At 54.2% G+C, this 16011-nt stretch carries 17 protein-coding genes; 7 read left to right on the forward strand and 10 right to left on the reverse strand.

Features of this window, described 5'->3' with window-relative positions; all coding sequences use genetic code 11:
• Positions 1–43: 43 nt before the first annotated feature.
• The 5 genes from R0137_RS04815 to hslO all read right to left on the reverse strand — a co-directional run bounded on the left by R0137_RS04815 (position 44) and on the right by hslO (position 4998).
• The gene (locus R0137_RS04815; protein ID WP_407328979.1) at positions 44–703 is read right to left on the reverse strand and encodes a TetR/AcrR family transcriptional regulator; all 660 of its coding nucleotides are present in this window, start codon (positions 701–703) and stop codon (positions 44–46) included.
• Between the two features lie 17 nt (positions 704–720).
• Positions 721–1233 carry a phasin family protein gene (locus R0137_RS04820; RefSeq protein WP_407328980.1) on the reverse strand — a complete coding sequence of 171 codons (513 nt, stop codon included), beginning with the start codon at positions 1231–1233 and terminating at the stop codon, positions 721–723.
• Positions 1234–1473: 240 nt separating this feature from the next.
• On the reverse strand, positions 1474–1926 hold the full coding sequence (locus R0137_RS04825) for a hypothetical protein (RefSeq protein ID WP_407328982.1): 453 nt from the start codon (positions 1924–1926) through the stop codon (positions 1474–1476).
• A 431-nt stretch (positions 1927–2357) separates the two neighbouring features.
• The gene (locus tag R0137_RS04830) at positions 2358–3920 is read right to left on the reverse strand and encodes a phosphoenolpyruvate carboxykinase (protein ID WP_407328983.1); all 1563 of its coding nucleotides are present in this window, start codon (positions 3918–3920) and stop codon (positions 2358–2360) included.
• 178 nt (positions 3921–4098) lie between these two features.
• Positions 4099–4998 carry an Hsp33 family molecular chaperone HslO gene (gene hslO, locus R0137_RS04835; protein ID WP_407328984.1) on the reverse strand — a complete coding sequence of 300 codons (900 nt, stop codon included), beginning with the start codon at positions 4996–4998 and terminating at the stop codon, positions 4099–4101.
• Between the two features lie 90 nt (positions 4999–5088).
• Here hslO and R0137_RS04840 point away from each other — a divergent pair, with 90 nt between their 5' ends.
• On the forward strand, positions 5089–5964 hold the full coding sequence (locus tag R0137_RS04840) for a DMT family transporter (protein WP_407328986.1): 876 nt from the start codon (positions 5089–5091) through the stop codon (positions 5962–5964).
• Positions 5965–6034: 70 nt separating this feature from the next.
• A complete protein-coding gene (locus R0137_RS04845; RefSeq protein WP_407328987.1) occupies positions 6035–6277 on the forward strand; it encodes a polyhydroxyalkanoic acid system family protein in 243 nt (80 codons plus the stop codon).
• Here the strand turns inward: R0137_RS04845 and R0137_RS04850 are convergent.
• The 5 genes from R0137_RS04850 to R0137_RS04870 form a co-directional block, all read right to left on the reverse strand.
• Complete coding sequence (locus R0137_RS04850; RefSeq protein WP_407328988.1) at positions 6274–6879, reverse strand: class I SAM-dependent methyltransferase; 606 nt, start codon at positions 6877–6879, stop codon at positions 6274–6276. The genes R0137_RS04845 and R0137_RS04850 overlap by 4 nt on opposite strands.
• A 55-nt stretch (positions 6880–6934) precedes the next feature.
• Positions 6935–7972, reverse strand: a complete 1038-nt coding sequence (locus R0137_RS04855) for an NAD(P)H-dependent flavin oxidoreductase (protein WP_407328990.1) — start codon at positions 7970–7972, stop codon at positions 6935–6937.
• 5 nt (positions 7973–7977) lie between these two features.
• Entirely contained in the window at positions 7978–8457 is a 480-nt protein-coding gene (locus tag R0137_RS04860) for a hypothetical protein (protein ID WP_407328992.1), read from the reverse strand.
• A 258-nt stretch (positions 8458–8715) separates the two neighbouring features.
• Positions 8716–9468 carry a LamG-like jellyroll fold domain-containing protein gene (locus tag R0137_RS04865; protein ID WP_407328993.1) on the reverse strand — a complete coding sequence of 251 codons (753 nt, stop codon included), beginning with the start codon at positions 9466–9468 and terminating at the stop codon, positions 8716–8718.
• Positions 9469–9650: 182 nt separating this feature from the next.
• A complete protein-coding gene (locus R0137_RS04870) occupies positions 9651–10475 on the reverse strand; it encodes a DUF2306 domain-containing protein (protein WP_407328995.1) in 825 nt (274 codons plus the stop codon).
• 165 nt (positions 10476–10640) lie between these two features.
• Here R0137_RS04870 and R0137_RS04875 point away from each other — a divergent pair, with 165 nt between their 5' ends.
• From R0137_RS04875 to R0137_RS04895, 5 genes are all read left to right on the forward strand, one after another.
• Entirely contained in the window at positions 10641–11873 is a 1233-nt protein-coding gene (locus R0137_RS04875; RefSeq protein ID WP_407328997.1) for a sensor histidine kinase, read from the forward strand.
• The gene (locus R0137_RS04880) at positions 11870–12550 is read left to right on the forward strand and encodes a response regulator (RefSeq protein WP_407328998.1); all 681 of its coding nucleotides are present in this window, start codon (positions 11870–11872) and stop codon (positions 12548–12550) included. Before R0137_RS04875 ends, R0137_RS04880 begins: the two co-directional genes overlap by 4 nt.
• On the forward strand, positions 12547–12966 hold the full coding sequence (locus R0137_RS04885; protein WP_407329000.1) for a hypothetical protein: 420 nt from the start codon (positions 12547–12549) through the stop codon (positions 12964–12966). The genes R0137_RS04880 and R0137_RS04885 overlap by 4 nt, the downstream gene beginning before the upstream one ends.
• 150 nt (positions 12967–13116) lie before the next feature.
• Positions 13117–13773 (forward strand): TetR/AcrR family transcriptional regulator, encoded by a 657-nt coding sequence (locus R0137_RS04890; protein ID WP_407329002.1) that lies wholly within the window; start codon positions 13117–13119, stop codon positions 13771–13773.
• Between the two features lie 30 nt (positions 13774–13803).
• Positions 13804–16008: a molybdopterin-dependent oxidoreductase gene (locus tag R0137_RS04895; protein ID WP_407329003.1), complete on the forward strand. Its 2205-nt coding sequence runs from the start codon at positions 13804–13806 to the stop codon at positions 16006–16008.
• Positions 16009–16011: the final 3 nt, after the last annotated feature.

Consider the following 16011-nt stretch of genomic DNA (forward strand, 5'->3'; position numbering starts at 1 on the left):
AAAAATGTGGTGGCCGATTCTGCCTATCAAGCCGTCCAACTGTCTACTGCTCTGAAGCATCCATCATGCCGTCAAAAATAAACTCGCACTCTCGGTAGAAGTCCATTTGTTCTTCACCCAGATAGGGCGCAATCATTGTCATCAGTTGTAGCACACCCTGATGAATACAGCGTTGGGCATCACTTTGGTCGTGGAGGAGCCGGTCATAGCTGAGCCAGTAAGTGAGTTGGAGCGTCATGTTCTCTACCAACGCATCCATTTGTACTTTGCTCAAGGTGGTTTGCGAATGCTCAAACAAGCTGCTGATAATGGCTTTGAGAGCGGCGCGTTTCGCCGCGAGAATACGCCGAAAGCCACGCACTAGAGTCGGGTAGCGCCGCATGAGATCGTCAAGATTATGGTAGAGAAACCGGTACTGATATAGCTCTTCGAGCACCACGTAGAGGTAATACCAGTTGTCTTCGAGATGACCCTTGTGCTCGTGTAGTGGCTGTTCGACCGGTGCGTTCAGCGTTTGCGTTAGCGCCAGTTGGAACTGCTCAAAGAGCTCTGCAATGATCTGATCTTTACCCTTGAAGTGGTAATAGAGATTCCCGGGACTGATATCCAGCTCTCCCGCAATATCAAGGGTAGTCGCGTGCGCCTCGCCCTCTTCGTTAAACAGACGAAGACTGGTATCGAGAATACGATCCCGGGTTTTCACCGTTTTTCAGGCGCGGATTAGTTGGTTTTTCGTCGAGCCGGCGTTTTTTTTGCGGCTTGGGGCTTTTTAGCGGCGGGCCGCTTTTTTGCCGGTGACTTTTTGGCCCGCGCAGGAGCCTTTTTCTTCTTCGCGGGAGCTTTTCTGGCCGTTTTTACCGTGCCACTGCTGCTCAATGCGTCCGTGAGGGCGTCAACTCGATTGGCTAAGCGGTCAATCTTCTCATGAAGAGCTAGCAGGTCTTCGCCGCGCGCCGGGCGCTGCAAATTAAAGTTCTCACGCACGCGGTTGATACGGTCTTCCACGGAGTGGCGAGCCGCAGAGCCCGCCTCTATGGCGTCTCTCGCCTCGTCTTCCAGCGCCGCTCCGGCCTTGACCAGCTCACGAAACAGCTTGGGGGGCTCAACGCCAGCTTTTTCAAGCCGGCCCTGGGCTTCGTCAACCGCTCGGCCGTAGGCGCCGACGCCTGCTAACCAGATGTTTTTCGCGATCTCGCCTGCTTTGTCGGTAACTTTGTTCTTATCGTCTGCCATCGTGTTTCCTCTGCACTAGTGCCTCTTTTCCGCGGCAGATGTCTCCGCTAGCGAAACGCCGCCAAGAATCAAAAGGCGCGTAAAGCTGAAGGAGCGGGCGGTTTCTGGGCATTATTCGAATCTGCGGTCGCAGTCTAGCAGACAGATATTTCTGAGCGGGACAAAGAGGCAAAAAAAAGGGGGTCACAATGTGACCCCCAAAAAATCCCCAGGTCGGGGACAGTGAACCCGTTAGGGCAATTAGGCAGCGGCTTTAAAGCCAACAGATCCTTTGAGCTCAGCGAAACGTGCGCGAGCTTTTTCCAGCTGTGCTTCGAGCTTTGCACGATCCAGAGCGGCAACTTCCAGCTTGGGCAGATCGATATCGTCGATAGCTGTCTTAGCTTGCTTTTCAACCTTCTGGCCACGCTTGACCATATCGGCATACAGCTTGTCAGCTTTCTTGCGACGTGCAGTAAGTTCAGTTTCTACAGTCTTGATCTGGCCTTGGAACTGATCGAATGCCATGCCGTAGAAGCCAAGGCTTGCAAGGAACGCGTTACGGCTTGCTTCAGTCATACGACCCTGCAGGCTAACGGTCTTCTTTGCGGCAGTTTTGCGAGCTGCAGTTGCTTTACGAGCCACAGGCTTGCGCTTGGCAGTAGTTTTGGCAGTAGTCTTGCGCTTGGGTGCTGCTTTTTTGGCTTCAGCCATGATATTCACTCCTAGAATTCAAATTTTGTTGTCAAAATGGTGCAATCAGTTTTTGTTGATGTAGGCGCCGCTTTCGTGCGTCGACCTACTTCTTGTCAAGCCTGCATCGCCATCCGGGGGCAGAAGCAGGGAGAATGACTGGAATCATGATCTCTCTCCTGTTTGGCCAGCATCGCATCATTGCGCTACTGGACGGTGTCGGCCTTATTGGACTTTCTCTCTGGCGTGGCACTGACTGCTCACATCTCCAGTGAGGAGGACTTTAGGGAAAATAATTAGAACAAACATACTAATCTCAGCCACGAAATTGTGACTTTCTGCACAAAGGCGGTTAAGCCGGCATTAGCGACTGTTTTAGAGCTGGAAGAGGGGCCTGGTGGCAAAACGGGTGCCGAAGCACCCGTTTGAGGAACTGCAATGGATAGCAGACCTTAGCTCTGAGGCTTGGGTCCTGCGTCTACAATAGAAGTTCCGGCGTCAAACTTGACAATGTTGTCCTGAAAAAGCGTCGCAAGCTTATTGGCCTGCTCGTCGTAGGCGGCAGTGTCGCCCCAATTGTCGCGGGGATTAACGAACTGAGCGTCAACGCCGGGTATTTCCGTTGGGAAGTCGAGGTTGAGAATGTCGAGATGTCCGCGTGGTGCGTCCAACAGTGCGCCACTCTCTGCAGCACTTATCACGGCGCGAGTGACGGGTATCGGGAATCGAGACCCTGATCCTCCGGCTGCGCCCGAGCCACCGGTCCAACCGGTATTGACTAGATAGACCTGGCTATCGAACTCTTCGATGCGCTTCATTAGCAGCTCTGCATAATCACTCGCAGGTCGAGGCATGAAAGGCGCACCAAAACACGTAGAGAAAGTGGGGTGAATTCCCGCTTCAGCGCCCACTTCGGTAGAGCCGACACGAGCTGTATAGCCGCTGAGGAAGTGAAAAGCGGCGGCTTCTTTGGACAAAATAGAGATCGGCGGCAAGACGCCAGAAACGTCACAGGTCAGAAAGATCACGCACTTAGGCTCTCCGGCGGAATTAGCTTCGATACGCTTTGGTACATGAACCAGCGGGTAGCAGCAGCGACCGTTTTCGGTCAGGCTGGTATCGTCGTAATCAGCGTGACGGTTCTCGTCTACGACGACATTCTCAACGATGGCACCAAATTTGATGGCGTCCCAAATAATCGGCTCATTCTTTTGGCTGAGATTGATGGTCTTGGCGTAACACCCGCCTTCGATGTTAAAGACTGAGCCGCGCGTCCAGCCATGCTCGTCGTCGCCGATGAGGTAGCGATTGGGGTCGGCGGACAGCGTTGTCTTGCCCGTTCCTGATAAGCCAAAGAATAGTGTGGTATCCCCATCGTCTCCGACATTGGCAGAGCAGTGCATGCTCATAACGTCTTTTTCGGGCAGTAGGAAGTTCTGCACAGAGAACACGGACTTCTTCATTTCTCCGCCGTAACGCATGCCTGCTATCAGAATGCGCCGTTGGGCAAAATTCACGATTACCGTGGCTTCTGATGCAGTGCCATCGCGGTCAGGGTCACAAACGAACTCTGGCGCGTTCATTACAGACCATTCGGGTTTTCTGCCGGGATTGTATTCCTCAGGCTTAATAAACATGTTGCGCCCAAAGAGTCCGTGCCATGCCCACTGCGTGGTGACCTGCAATGGCAGATAGTGATCGCTGTGGGCACCCACGTGGAGGTGCGACACAAAGCGATCACGCTCGCTGAGATAGCTTTCGACACGCTCCCAAAGAGCATCAAATTTGTCGGCATCAAAGGGGCGGTTGACGCTGCCCCAATCAACCGCGTCTTCGCAACTGGGCTCACGCACAATAAAGCGATCGCCGGGAGAACGGCCTGTGCGCTTACCCGTAGTTACCAGAAGGGCTCCGGTATCAGTGAGGGTGCCTTCACCGCGGCGCAAAGCTTCTTCAATAAAGTCGGCGGGTTGCAGGTCGATGTATTCCCGCGGGGTAGAGTTGCTGGCGCTCATGCAGAGTGGTCCTGTGTTGCCATGTCGGAGCGTTGGACTGCGCGCTGGTGCTTTCGAAGGTATTCGACGATGAAAGGCATGCAGGCTGGAAGTGTTACCGCTCATTTTGGGGGCGCCATTATGGCGAATAGCTTGGTGATTGTGAACCGGGCGAAAGTGCGCCAATTCTCACTTTTATTCAGTGGATTGGCGCGTTGTCACCAGAGCCAAGAAGGCCTCTCAGATCGCTCTCCCGGAACATATATCGCTGGTTGCAGAACTCACAGTCCATGGTGACCGCTCCCTGCTCAGCAATGATGTCACGGATTTCTTCTTCGCCGAGGGTGGCAAGGGCCGCAAAGGTCCTGTCCTGGCTGCAACTACAGCGAAAACGCACGGCTTCGAGGTCGAAGAGACGGATAACCTCTTCGTGATAAAGACGATGCAAAAGCGTGGCGTCACCTAACTGAATAAGCTCCTCGGGGCTGAGGGTCGCCGCGAGCATGCAGGCGCGATCCCATTGCTCTTCGCGGGCCGCGGCATTGGGCTCAAGCTGCGGCGGGAGCTGTTGAAGCAGCAGGCCCGCTGCACGTGAACCGTCGCTGCTCAGTTGAAGGCGGGTTTGGAGTTGCTCCGATTGACTGAAGTAGCTGTCAAGGCTGCTGGCCAGAGAGCCGCCCGTAAGGGGGACGATGCCCTGATATTGCTTTCCCCGTTCAGGGGTGATGGTAAGGACGAGTTGGCCGCCACCTAATAGCGCGTCGAAGCTTTCAGAGGTGGCGGCTTCAGCGCCCCGGGCAATGGCGCGAACCGTGAGTTCGCTGCTGCACTCAGCCATGATCAAGGGAATCTCTCGATCGCTGCGTGCCTGAACCGTCAGGCTTCCTCTGAATTTGAGCGTGCTCGCCAGTAATACGGACGCGACCAGGAACTCCCCTAGCAAGCGGCTAACTCCCGGAGGATAGCTATGAATCTCGCTGACATCGGTAATCACCTGATCCAGGTGGACGATCTCGCCGCGTAAGTCCATTTTTTCAAAAAGAAAGCGGCGTTTGCCATCGGCGTGGCGGATGGCAGAAATTTCAGTAGGAATTGTCATATTGCGTAGTATAAAAGCATAGTGGGGTGCGGCTGAAATCCCGTGCTAGCATGCTGCGCCATTCTTTAAGCTCATCGCTAGTTTTTGCGCATGCAAACCACACTTTTATACGCAGTGACGGTCGTAATCTGGGGTACTAGCTGGTTTGCTATCAAATACCAGTTAGGCCTTGTGGATCCTCTCGTGTCTATTGCCCACCGGATGGCGCTAGCGGCAGCATTTTGCGCACTGCTCACACAGTTCACTCAGGGGTTTGTGCGACTCAATCTACGCAATCATCTAAGGATCTTCTTTCAAGGGCTCTGCCTTTTTTCCTGTAACTACTTATTGATCTATACCGCGACCGCCGATCTGTCGTCGGGCCTGATTGCGGTTGTTTTTTCGACAATGGTGGCCCTCAACGCCCTCGGTGGAGCGCTCTTTTTAAACATGCCTCTGCGTGCCCCTGTCGTTATCGGCGGTCTACTCGGCTTGCTCGGCATGGCAGCTTTGTTTTATCCGGAACTGGAAGCTCTCAGCCTTTCCGATCCGCGTTTGCAGGCGCTGTTGCTGTGTTTTCTCGGCACGCTTTTCGCCTCCGCCGGTAATCTGGTTGCCGCGGGGAGTCTGCGACAGGGTCTTCCCGTACTCACCTGCAATACCTGGGGCATGTTTTATGGAGCCTGCACCTTGTATGTCGCGGCGCTTGTTTTAGATGTTCCGATTACGGTTGATTTAAGTCGTGAGTATCTAAGTTCGCTGGCGTATCTGGCGTTCTTTGCAACAGTGCTAGCCTTTTGGGCTTACGTTTCGCTCATCGGCCGAATTGGTCCCGATCGCGCCGCATACACAACATTACTCTTTCCTATCGTCGCGCTTGTGGTTTCCAGCTTTCTTGAGAGCTACGCCTGGACGCTCTGGTCTGCTGGGGGGCTTTTTCTAGTGTTGGCCGGCAATTGGCTGGCCATGCGCGGTGTGCGCAGCTGACCTATACTGCTTCGACACTATAATGAGGTAGGCCGGCGTGGCAGGATTTCAGATTCGAAAACCACATAGCATGGACAAAGCTGAGCTTCGGGAAGCTGCGGAAACCCTGGCTAAGCAGTTAGAAGGCACTCACGGCGTACGCGCCCGTTGGGACGGTGACTCTGTGCGGATTAAAGGTGCTGGCGTTGACGGCAAGCTGACGCTTTCGGATGCGGATGTTCTGGTGAGTGTTGAGTTGGGTCTTATGGCCTCTGCGTTCAAAGGGCCTCTTCGCAATGAAGTGCAGCGCTTCCTTGACGAGTATGTGTCTTAGTCTGAGCGCTTTTGTACGATGAAGTAGCTGTGCAGTTCGGGATACTGATCGTATTCAAAGTGGCGGCAGATCGCGCCTTCTGAAGCAAAGAGTTCGTAGTACGCATTGATCCCTAGTGACGAGTAGTAGACTTCAGGGCCCATGAAGTCGTCTCTCAATTCATCCTGCTCATCGGTGCCACCGCAGCTGAAAATTAGCGTGCCGTCGGAACTGAGCGCAGCGATTAGCTTGCGAAGTAAAGGTGCTTGTTGGGTCAGAGGGACGTGCCAGATACTGTCCCAAGCGGTAATGAAGTCGTAGGTACGCGTGAGCTCCCATTCACACACGTCTTCGAGATAAAAACTGACATCGGGATGTCGCTGCCTGGCGAGATTTAGCATTTCTGCCGATACATCTACCCCTTCTACGGTATAGCCTTTGCCAAGTAATAGGTCGATGAAACGGCCGCTAGCGCCGCAACCGACGTCTAAAGCAATGCCGGCGCTCTTGCTGAAAGCCAATGCGCGTTCGTGCTGGGGAATGCCATTGTCGCGATTGAATTGGTCACTGTCCCAACGGTGAGCGATTTGGTCGTAGACCTTGCCAGTGTCGACGGGCTTCATCTCTGGTCCTCGCGTTGAACCAATGACTTCGATATTGCTGTGAAGAACACTGATTTCAGTCTAGTTGTTGTGCGAGCCACAACGTCTGCTCAGCAGCACTGACAGCTCTACAACCCGTAGCATCGGTCCCACACCAAAGCGGTGAGAAATCTTCCTTATCCCGGCCTTCGGCGACAGCTCTTAGGGGGGCGAGCGCGCTCGCCGCTAAAGGAAACACAGGAGGAGCATCGCTAATAGGTCCCATTTCCTCCATGAGACGATTGGGAATACCTCTCGCTATACCCCCGGAGAATAGGTTTGTGAGCTGTGTGTTGCTGGATCGAGGACTTCTTAACAAGTTGCGATGAATACGGCTGGTTTTGGCTTCTTTGCAGAGTAGATAGGTGGTGCCCAGTTGAACAGCCTGGGCTCCGACGTCCATAGCAGCCCTTACCTGCTCCGGGGTAGAGATGCCCCCAGAAGCAATGACTGGGACCGATACAGCGTTTTGTATAGCAGCGACGAGGTCCAGTGTTTCTAGCTGCGTCGACAAGTCTCTATTGAGAAACATGCCGCGATGACCTCCGGCCTCTATCCCTTGGGCGATGACGGCGTCGACGCCGTGATCAGCTAACCATAGCGCTTCGTCCACGGTCGTTGCCGAAGACCAAACTTGCCCTTTCCAGGACTTGATGGCCTCAACGTGCTCGCGTTTTGGAAGGCCAAAGTGAAAACTCACGATAGGCGGTTGGTAAGGCGAAATCAGTTCGAGAGCTTCATCACAGAACGGTCTACGAGATGGGCCATCTGGGATGCTAGTGGGGTCAAGCTCGTACTCCATGAAGTAGCGCGCTAGCGCATTGCGCCAGCGCGCTTCTTGGCGTTCATCGGGTTGCGGCGGCTGATGGCTAAAGAAATTGAGGTTGTAGGTAGCGATCCCTGAAGCCTTGATGGTCTGCAGTTCCTGCGCCAGCATTTCGCGGGACAACATGGCGCAGGGTAAGGAGCCGACCCCGCCTACCGAGGAAACCGCGACGGTTAGCGCACTGTCCTGCACACCCGCCATCGGCGCTTGGATAATGGGCAGGTGGCCAGGAAGCGCCGTGTCAGACATCTGCGCTACATGCTCCTCTCGACCATCATCAGTTCCAACTCGACGTCTTCCGGAATCTGCTTTGGATCGATGCGCGTTGAATGCATTTGCTTTAACTTCCAGCCCGTTTTCGTCTCTACAGCCACAACGCTTTCTAACCAGGCAAGGCTAGATTCTGCATCGTCTTTGACAATCGTTGCCTTGTTCCAATAGTTGATTAACGCTACGCCATCAAACTTGCTCACTGAGATTACGCCGAAGTAGTTGTTTCGCTTACCGCCATCTGGTTTTACCAATGGCAACAGGAAATCGCGATCCCAAACCTCGCCCATCTCCAGTAACAGAAAGTCAGGCGTTGTCACCGCCTTGATCAGCTCTTTATCCGAGTAGGAAAGGCCCGAAAAAATCTTCACTACAGGGTCGAATTCTGGGGGGTGTTCGGCGAGGGCGGGGCCGGCGAAGACGACCAGGAAAAGCAGGATTGTTTGCGCGCCGCGGCTAATCATTGAGCGTGTGCCTCGATGAAGAATGAGTCGAATGGATCCAGCTTAACTCTATTTGGACAGGAGAGTTGCTACGTGTTCGCTTTTAAAAAGAGGGAGGAGAGAGGTTTTTGGGGTTCGTTTGGACATCTGTTTTTGACTAAAAATGATCATTGGCTTGGCATTCCAGACGGCCCTCTAGGCCAAATAGGGACACAAGCCTCATCAAATCGCAGGCAATAAAAAGCCCACCTCAGTGGGCTAGTGCATCAGGAGTTTTGTTTAAGCTTTTCTGCGACGAGAATAACCAATTCCAGCGAGCCCCAGGCCAAATAGTGCAAGGGTGGCTGGTGCAGGAACTGGCGTGCCGTTCCGTTCGATGGCGCGAAGCTCGTCGACAGAGAGCGCCTCATCAAAGATGAAGACGTTGTCTACTAATCCATTGATCTCGTGTCCGCCAAAATTGGAAAGACCGCCGACAGAAAAGAAATTGTTGCCGTTTGAGTTGGCCGTATTCGATACTTCTTGAGATTGCCCGTCGTAATAAACAGTTGTGACTTGCCCGTTGCCCGCATACGACGCAGCAAGGAATTTCCACTCATTCAACGTCACGGTAGGCAGGGTTGATGTGTACGTGCGTCCAACACCCGCTGCCGGCGCAGCAAAACGACTGTCATGCAGTGACAAAGATCGATCATAGCCTCCGTTGTCATGCCCCATTACCCAGCCACGATTGTTGGGGATAGCAGAGATGTTTACCCACGCACCAAAGGTCACCGATGCGAAATTGCTGGGGCTAAGATCAACGGCCGCTGTGAACAACTGGCGGGCGCCGTCAAACGAAAAAGCTTGGCCGCTTAACCCTGCACCGAAAGACGCGCCACCTTGTAGCGTTCCGGCTACTCCGCCGATGGAATCCAGCGTGTTTCCGTTAGCTTCCCACAGGTGTATCAATCCGGCGTTCGCTGCAGATGAAATCAATGTGCTAGAAACAATGACTGTTGCGGCAAGGTGCTTTTTAAATTGTTTGAACATTAGGTTTCCCAAAAAATATTTGTCACGGATATCTTAAGCAAATATCGAGCCAAAGTTTCTAGGCCTTTGTTTTTCATTGCTTCTGGCTACTTTACTGTTTGATATCTCGCGTAGCTGTAAAGTTCTTCGACATCTCGCTTAAGACCGAGTTAAGTCGATAGCACACTTTCTGCCCATGCGACTTACATCCGCGGCAACCACATACCCATGGTCGCAGCGAAGATGCCGACACTCATGTAAACGGTGAGGCCCGCGAGGGTGCCAATGAACATTATTTTGCCTTGTTCGGTCGCTTGACCCTGACAACGGAAGTACCACTCAAGCATTGCTAAGGGGAGTAGATACTGCGCAAAACCGATCACGTTTAAGGCGGGGCCGGTGAAGGTCGCAGTGTCGATACCGATGCCTCCGGTGAGCATCATCCAGGCCATGAGGCCGACGCGATAGAACCACACTGCGCTTGCGACCATAAAGAGACGCATGGCCCAGCGGCGGTGTTCGCGGATGCGGCGAGCAATGGCATAGCGAATGGTCATGGCTGCGCTGATCAGGATCAGCACTGCGTCGCCCGAGATACTGATATGGCCGATGAGGTTGCCGACAGTGCCGCGAGTCCACACCATGTAAAGTCCACCGATACTGCTAATCACAGCGGCCACTAGGTAGCTGCGCCCAAGTACGCGATGAAACCTTGGAAAGCGAGTACGTACGGCAGGTACGAGCTGTAGCGGTCCGCCGCCAATAACAATCGCCGCCAGAATCACGTGGCTTGCGGCCGCGAGATTGCCGATAAAGTCGCCTTCACGAAAACCCGAAGGAAGATGCATTCCCTTGAGTCCTTCGACACCATCCGCGGCAATGGGCGGATAAAAGACGCTGAGAATGTAAGCCACAAATATCCAGTGGCCTACCGCTGCTATGGCGAACCAGGTCTTTACCGTTGCATCGAAGATTGTGTTCGCTCTGGTGCCGGGTACTGTGCTGGCAGGCATTGCTGGTTCGCTCATGGCTCTCTTCCCGAAAATTTTGAGATCAGAATTTTGTCGCGATTGTCCCGCAGGCACATCGCCCGTCAGACTGAAATTGATCTCCCCCAAAAGGCGGAGAAACGTACGCAAGATGTCATCCTTAGGGCGCATGACAGGGCGTCGTGTGTCGCTTACTCTTCGGTCATGTCTTCCCTACAAGCAGCGCAGAGTCTCGAGACACCGCCCAAGCCACGCTGGAATAGTGATGATGGTTTTTCATCTACCAGCTGGGAGCCCTTGCGCCGTCCGGTCGAGCGTTGGCCTCACCAGTTCGATTTTCTGGTGGCTACCTTGTCCTTCTCGCTCACACTGGCAATGTGGGGCGGCGTTGAGACAGGCTCGGTAGCAGGGGCAGGTGCGCTTCTCCTTGCCTTTGTCGGTAATTTCGCTCTGCTGTGGCGTCGCAGCCATCCCTTGCAGGTTCATGCACTGTTGTTAGTTGCTTCCGTCATTACGCAGATCACTCCAGAGACTAAAGGTCTGTTTGCTCTTAGCTTCTCGCTTTACAGCCTCGGGCGTTACACAGCAGATGATCGAGCCAGTCTTATTGGTATGTTGGTTGCGCTCGCCTACGTCAGTATTGACCTGCTCGTACTCGGCAGCCCCGAGGCTGGCAACGTGATCGCCGCCAGTCTAGTAATGCTGCTTTGGTACGCCGGTCGGCGCCTGAGATTCCGCGGTGAGTATCTGCGTATTCTTGAAGAACGCGCCATGTATTTAGAGCGAGAGCGCAGCGTCGAAGCAGAGCGAGCAGTAGCGAAGGAGCGCACGCGAATCGCCCGCGAGCTCCACGACATTGTTGCTCATCAGGTCAGCCTGATGACCGTGCAAGCCGGTGCCGCACGAACGGTCGCCACTACTGATCCTGAGGCTGCGACGCGGGCCATGGCCGCAGTGGAGAAGGCTGGGCGGCAGGCGCTGACCGAGATGCGGCATTTGCTGGATGTGTTACGGCCCGGCAGATTAGAAAAAGAACTTGGCCCGCAGCCCGGCGTGGAGGATCTGCCACGCCTAGTTGATGAGGTGCGAGAAACTGGCCTTTCGATCACATTACATCGGGGAGGCTCGAGCACCGAACTGCCACGCCGCGTGGATCTCGCGGTGTACCGCATTGTCCAGGAATCGCTGACTAATGTTATGAAGCACGCGGGTTCGGATCCTCAAGTAGATATTCACATCGAGATAAGCCGTGAGTCCGTCGCGCTAACCGTCAGTGATGATGGGCAGGGATCATCGGCCCCTGCCGGTATTGGTCATGGCATAACGGGGATGCGTGAGCGGGCAGAGTTGCTCGGAGGATCCTTACAAGCGAGATCAGGCCCGAACGGAGGGTTTTTGATTCGTGCGGTGCTGCCCGTTGGAGACTCTCGGTCATGACTTTGCGGGTGATGGTTGTCGACGATCAAGCTTTGGTGCGCCGCGGCTTCGCTATGGTGCTAGAGCATGAAGGTGATATTCAGGTGGTTGCCGAAGCGGGTACGGGGCTCGAAGCAATAGAGGTTGCTCAGCGGGAGAGCCCCGACGTCATCCTTATGGATATTCGCATGCCCGAGATGGATGGCCTGGAAGCCACTGAGCGTATCCTGGCCGCTGGTGAGAGCGATATGCGCGTCATTATTCTCACGACCTTCGATCCCGATGAGTACGTTTATCGAGCCCTCCGCGCGGGCGCTAGTGGCTTCGTTCTCAAAGACATTCCTCCAGCCGATTTGGTGAGTGCCGTACGTGCTGTCGCAGAGGGCGGGGCCCTTTTGTCCCCGTCGGTTACTCGGCGCTTGATTGGACAGTTTGCTGAGCAGCGTGGCGCAGCTACCTCGCTTGCTGCAGGTGAGCTGGAACTGTTGACAGAGCGTGAGAGGGAAGTTTTGCAGTCTATAGCGGTTGGGCTAAGCAATCAGGAGATTGCGGAGTCGCTTTGTATTGGCGCAGCGACGGTTAAAACACACGTCTCCAGTTTGTTGTCCAAGCTGGGTTTACGGGACCGCGCTCAGGCCGTTGTCTGGGCCTATGAGAGTGGATTGGCAAAGCCTGGCGGCGGGGGTTTGGGTCAATGATGCACAGTAACGGATTGCACAAGATTGCTGCCGCCGGAGCGGTCATTGTGGGTGCTTTTTTGATCATGGGAGCTTACGGACATTTCGCTGCAGTGCTTCCCTTAATGTCAGACGCGGAGACTTTGGCTGCGCAGTTGCGCTTATGGGTGCCCGGGCTGATTCTTGGCTCTGCGGGTGCACTGAGTGCTGCTATGGTAAAAATGCTCTGGAGCGGACGACGGATCGCTCTCGATGTGGCCCTGGGTATCAATACACTCGCGGTTCTCTACTTCGGCTACCTGCTGTGGAAGGGGGTCCCGGGTCATCCGGTGGGCCTGTTTACCGGGATTGTGTCCTGTAATCTGGTGCTCTTACTAGCAACGCGTCTCGGTCTGATTTGGCCAGTGATCAACGGTGGAGATACCGAGCAGGTATGACCTATTGTTAGAAGCGGCCCAAAGCGGCTCGGTGGGCCAATGGAATGGCTTGCATACCTGATCTTTTTTAGAGGTCGCTGTTACAGCTGACAAAATCAGAGTCTCGCTACGTCCTTTACATTAATACATACATGTATGTATGCTTTTGCCATGAACGTCGCTACCCGTCCAACAAACAACCCAACGACCAGCCGTAACGCCGCTCGAAGTAGCGCGACTCGTACCCGACTCATCGATAGCACTATCGAAGCCCTCGTCGACCTTGGCTTTGCAAAAACAACGGGCGTGGAGGTCTGTCGAAGATCAGAGTTAACCCGCGGTGCCCTGAATCACCACTTTCCGGATTTTGCAGATCTCTTGGTTGAAACTCTGCAGGTGCTTTATGCGCGATTGCTTGAGGTAGATTTGGATGCTGAGGGTGGCGTACTAGAGAAAGTGCTGCTTTCATCCTACGAGCGAGTAACGCAGCCCGAGTTTAAAGCGGTGATCGAACTATGGCTGGCGTCCTGTAATGACCCGGAGTTTGGTGCACGCCTCGCCGCAGCGATTCAGCAAAGCGCTGTTTTGTTCTCTCCCGCGATGGTGTTATCGACTGCTGGAGGGACTAGCGCCGACCACGAAGACGATGCTCTTTACTTCACGATCACCGAAACACTCATCGGTATCGGTCTGGGTCGCGCTGTAGGTCGCGGTGAGGGCACGGCCCACGAGGCTAGCGTGCTGGGCCAGCTTCGATCAATGGCTCGGGAGTACGATCGCGCCTCTTTAGCGGCTGAAAGTACAAAACAGAGAGTATTAAAAACCTAATAACAGACCCTCAGGGTCCGGCGGTGAAACATGGCCAAGAACCAACAAATCTACTCGGTATGCACAATTTGCGACATCGGTTGCCAGCTTCGAGCCGAGACTGAAGATGGCAAACTCAAGCGCATGATTGCCCATGACAACCCGGCGCTGGCGAGGAACGTCTGTTACAAGGGCACCGCTGCGGCGCATGTTCATAATCACGCGGATCGATTAACCAAGCCACTCAAGCGCGTGGGAGCGCGCGGAGATGATAAGTGGGAGGAGATTAGCTACGAGCAGGCCATGGACGAAATTGCTGAGCGGTTAAAAACGCTGGTTGCGAAATATGGCCCCGAGACCCTCGCTGTTTCGACCTCGGGTTGGAATACCCAAACAACTCACAGTCTCGACCGGCGGTTTATGAATGCCTTGGGTTCGCCCAACTACATTAGCGGCGTTTCGCTATGTGCTGGCAATACCGCTGCCGTGAACAAGTTCACTTACGGCTGGTTTCCGTTCGCCGATATATCCAATTCCAAGTGCATCGTGCTGTTTGGTCATAATCCTCGAAAGCACAGCTGGACGCCGATCTTCAATATGATCAATCAGGCTCGCGCCAATGGCGCTAAGGTCATTGTGCTTGATCCGCGAGTGTCGGAACAGGCTGAAGTTGCCGACATGCACCTGAGCTTACGTTCGGGTACGGACGCGGCGATGATGTTGGGCTGGCTGAACGTCATTATCAACGAGGAGCTCTACGATAAAGAGTTCGTCGCCGAATACACCACGGGTTTTGATGAGCTGCGGGGACGGGTGGATGAATATCCCCTCGAAAGAGTGGCCGAGATCACCGGTGTCGATGCAAAGGCCATCGCCGAGGCCGCCAGACTGTATGCGACATCCGAGAGCGCATGTATCCCCTGGACACCTATTACCGACATGCAAATCTCGTCGACCTCGGCCATACGACTTCAAAGCATTTTGCGAGCGCTTACGGGCAATATCGATATCCCGGGGGGAGAAACATTCGGAGGCTTTGATCCTAACTACATTCCCGAGTCCAAGATTGGCAATCACGAAATGCTCAGCGCTGAGCAAAAAGCTAAGCAGTTGGGATCCGATACTCATCCCGCTTACACCTACCGTGCTCAAGAAATGCTGTCGGAACACACGGAGCGGGTGTATGGCTATCAGTATGCTGACATCGTTATGGGCTGCTATATGGCCAATCCGAGTTCAACATTCAGAGCGATGGCGACGGAGAAGCCCTATCCTGTAAAGGCGTTCTTTGTGCTCGGTAACAACGCGCTTATGAGTTATCCGAATCAGCATCAGATTTTGGAGGCGATGCACAATCAGGAGCTTATCGTCGCGCATGAGATTTTCATGACGCCGACGGCGATGCTTGCGGATTATGTGCTACCGGGAGATGTGTTCAGCGAGCGCAATCACATTTCTGACTACTGGAATTGGAAGCTCGGCATGACTTTGTCGCAAAAAGCGGTAGAGCCACCCCCGGAGACCAGCAGTACCTTTCAGTTCTGGCGGGACCTTGGTCATCGCTTTGGTTTTGAAGAGCTGTTCCCCTGGGAGAGCATCGAAGACATGCTCGATTATCGCCTCACGCCATCGGGCAGAACCTTTGCTCAGTTTGCGGATGCGAACTACATGTACATTAATACTCCGGAGTATCGGAAGTATCGAAAAACCGGATTTGCCACGCCTTCAGGTAAAGTCGAACTGAAGTCCAGTGTCCTTGAGGCGCTCGGGTTTGATCCCTTGCCCTACTACAGAGAGGGACCGGCCGTCAGCGACGAGTATCCCTACAACGTATTCACCGGCGTGCGCGAAGATGCGTTTTTCCAGACCGGGCAACGTCAGGTAAAGGTGCTTCGCGACCGTATGCCGTCCCCCAAACTCTTTATGCATCCCGTCGATGCGGCGCGAGAAGGCATCGCGGACCATGATTGGGTCAAGCTACAAACGGCCACCGGCGAGGTCACGGCTAAGGTTCTGGTTAAAGAATCTATGAAGGAGGGGCATATCCGCGTTCCCCATGGTTGGTGGTATCCCGAGATGCGCGGCGATGCCAAGCTTGCTGGCGCGTTCATTAGTAGTGACGCCGTATTGTGTCCCGACGATGCAGAGTTTCTCGATTACGAGCAGGGCATTCCTCACTTCAAGGGTTTTCCCGGGCGCATCGTTAAGTTAGCTGAGCCTCCGGCTGGCATGTCCGAACAAGTCTTGGCGGGGTGACGT

Source organism: Congregibacter brevis (genome assembly GCF_045689245.1).
Lineage (GTDB): Bacteria > Pseudomonadota > Gammaproteobacteria > Pseudomonadales > Halieaceae > Congregibacter > Congregibacter brevis.

Excerpts from the sequence above, each read along its gene's own strand:
- R0137_RS04855 (WP_407328990.1), bottom strand. The coding sequence starts at position 7,972 with ATGTCTGACACGGCGCTTCCTGGCCACCTGCCCATTATCCAAGCGCCG.
- R0137_RS04875 (WP_407328997.1), top strand. The coding sequence starts at position 10,641 with ATGTCTTCCCTACAAGCAGCGCAGAGTCTCGAGACACCGCCCAAGCCA.
- R0137_RS04845 (WP_407328987.1), top strand. The coding sequence starts at position 6,035 with ATGGACAAAGCTGAGCTTCGGGAAGCTGCGGAAACCCTGGCTAAGCAG.
- R0137_RS04880 (WP_407328998.1), top strand. The coding sequence starts at position 11,870 with ATGACTTTGCGGGTGATGGTTGTCGACGATCAAGCTTTGGTGCGCCGC.
- R0137_RS04885 (WP_407329000.1), top strand. The coding sequence starts at position 12,547 with ATGATGCACAGTAACGGATTGCACAAGATTGCTGCCGCCGGAGCGGTC.
- R0137_RS04840 (WP_407328986.1), top strand. The coding sequence starts at position 5,089 with ATGCAAACCACACTTTTATACGCAGTGACGGTCGTAATCTGGGGTACT.
- R0137_RS04825 (WP_407328982.1), bottom strand. The coding sequence starts at position 1,926 with ATGGCTGAAGCCAAAAAAGCAGCACCCAAGCGCAAGACTACTGCCAAA.
- R0137_RS04830 (WP_407328983.1), bottom strand. The coding sequence starts at position 3,920 with ATGAGCGCCAGCAACTCTACCCCGCGGGAATACATCGACCTGCAACCC.
- R0137_RS04850 (WP_407328988.1), bottom strand. The coding sequence starts at position 6,879 with ATGAAGCCCGTCGACACTGGCAAGGTCTACGACCAAATCGCTCACCGT.
- R0137_RS04820 (WP_407328980.1), bottom strand. The coding sequence starts at position 1,233 with ATGGCAGACGATAAGAACAAAGTTACCGACAAAGCAGGCGAGATCGCG.
- R0137_RS04890 (WP_407329002.1), top strand. The coding sequence starts at position 13,117 with ATGAACGTCGCTACCCGTCCAACAAACAACCCAACGACCAGCCGTAAC.
- hslO (WP_407328984.1), bottom strand. The coding sequence starts at position 4,998 with ATGACAATTCCTACTGAAATTTCTGCCATCCGCCACGCCGATGGCAAA.
- R0137_RS04895 (WP_407329003.1), top strand. The coding sequence starts at position 13,804 with ATGGCCAAGAACCAACAAATCTACTCGGTATGCACAATTTGCGACATC.
- R0137_RS04860 (WP_407328992.1), bottom strand. The coding sequence starts at position 8,457 with ATGATTAGCCGCGGCGCGCAAACAATCCTGCTTTTCCTGGTCGTCTTC.
- R0137_RS04865 (WP_407328993.1), bottom strand. The coding sequence starts at position 9,468 with ATGTTCAAACAATTTAAAAAGCACCTTGCCGCAACAGTCATTGTTTCT.
- R0137_RS04870 (WP_407328995.1), bottom strand. The coding sequence starts at position 10,475 with ATGAGCGAACCAGCAATGCCTGCCAGCACAGTACCCGGCACCAGAGCG.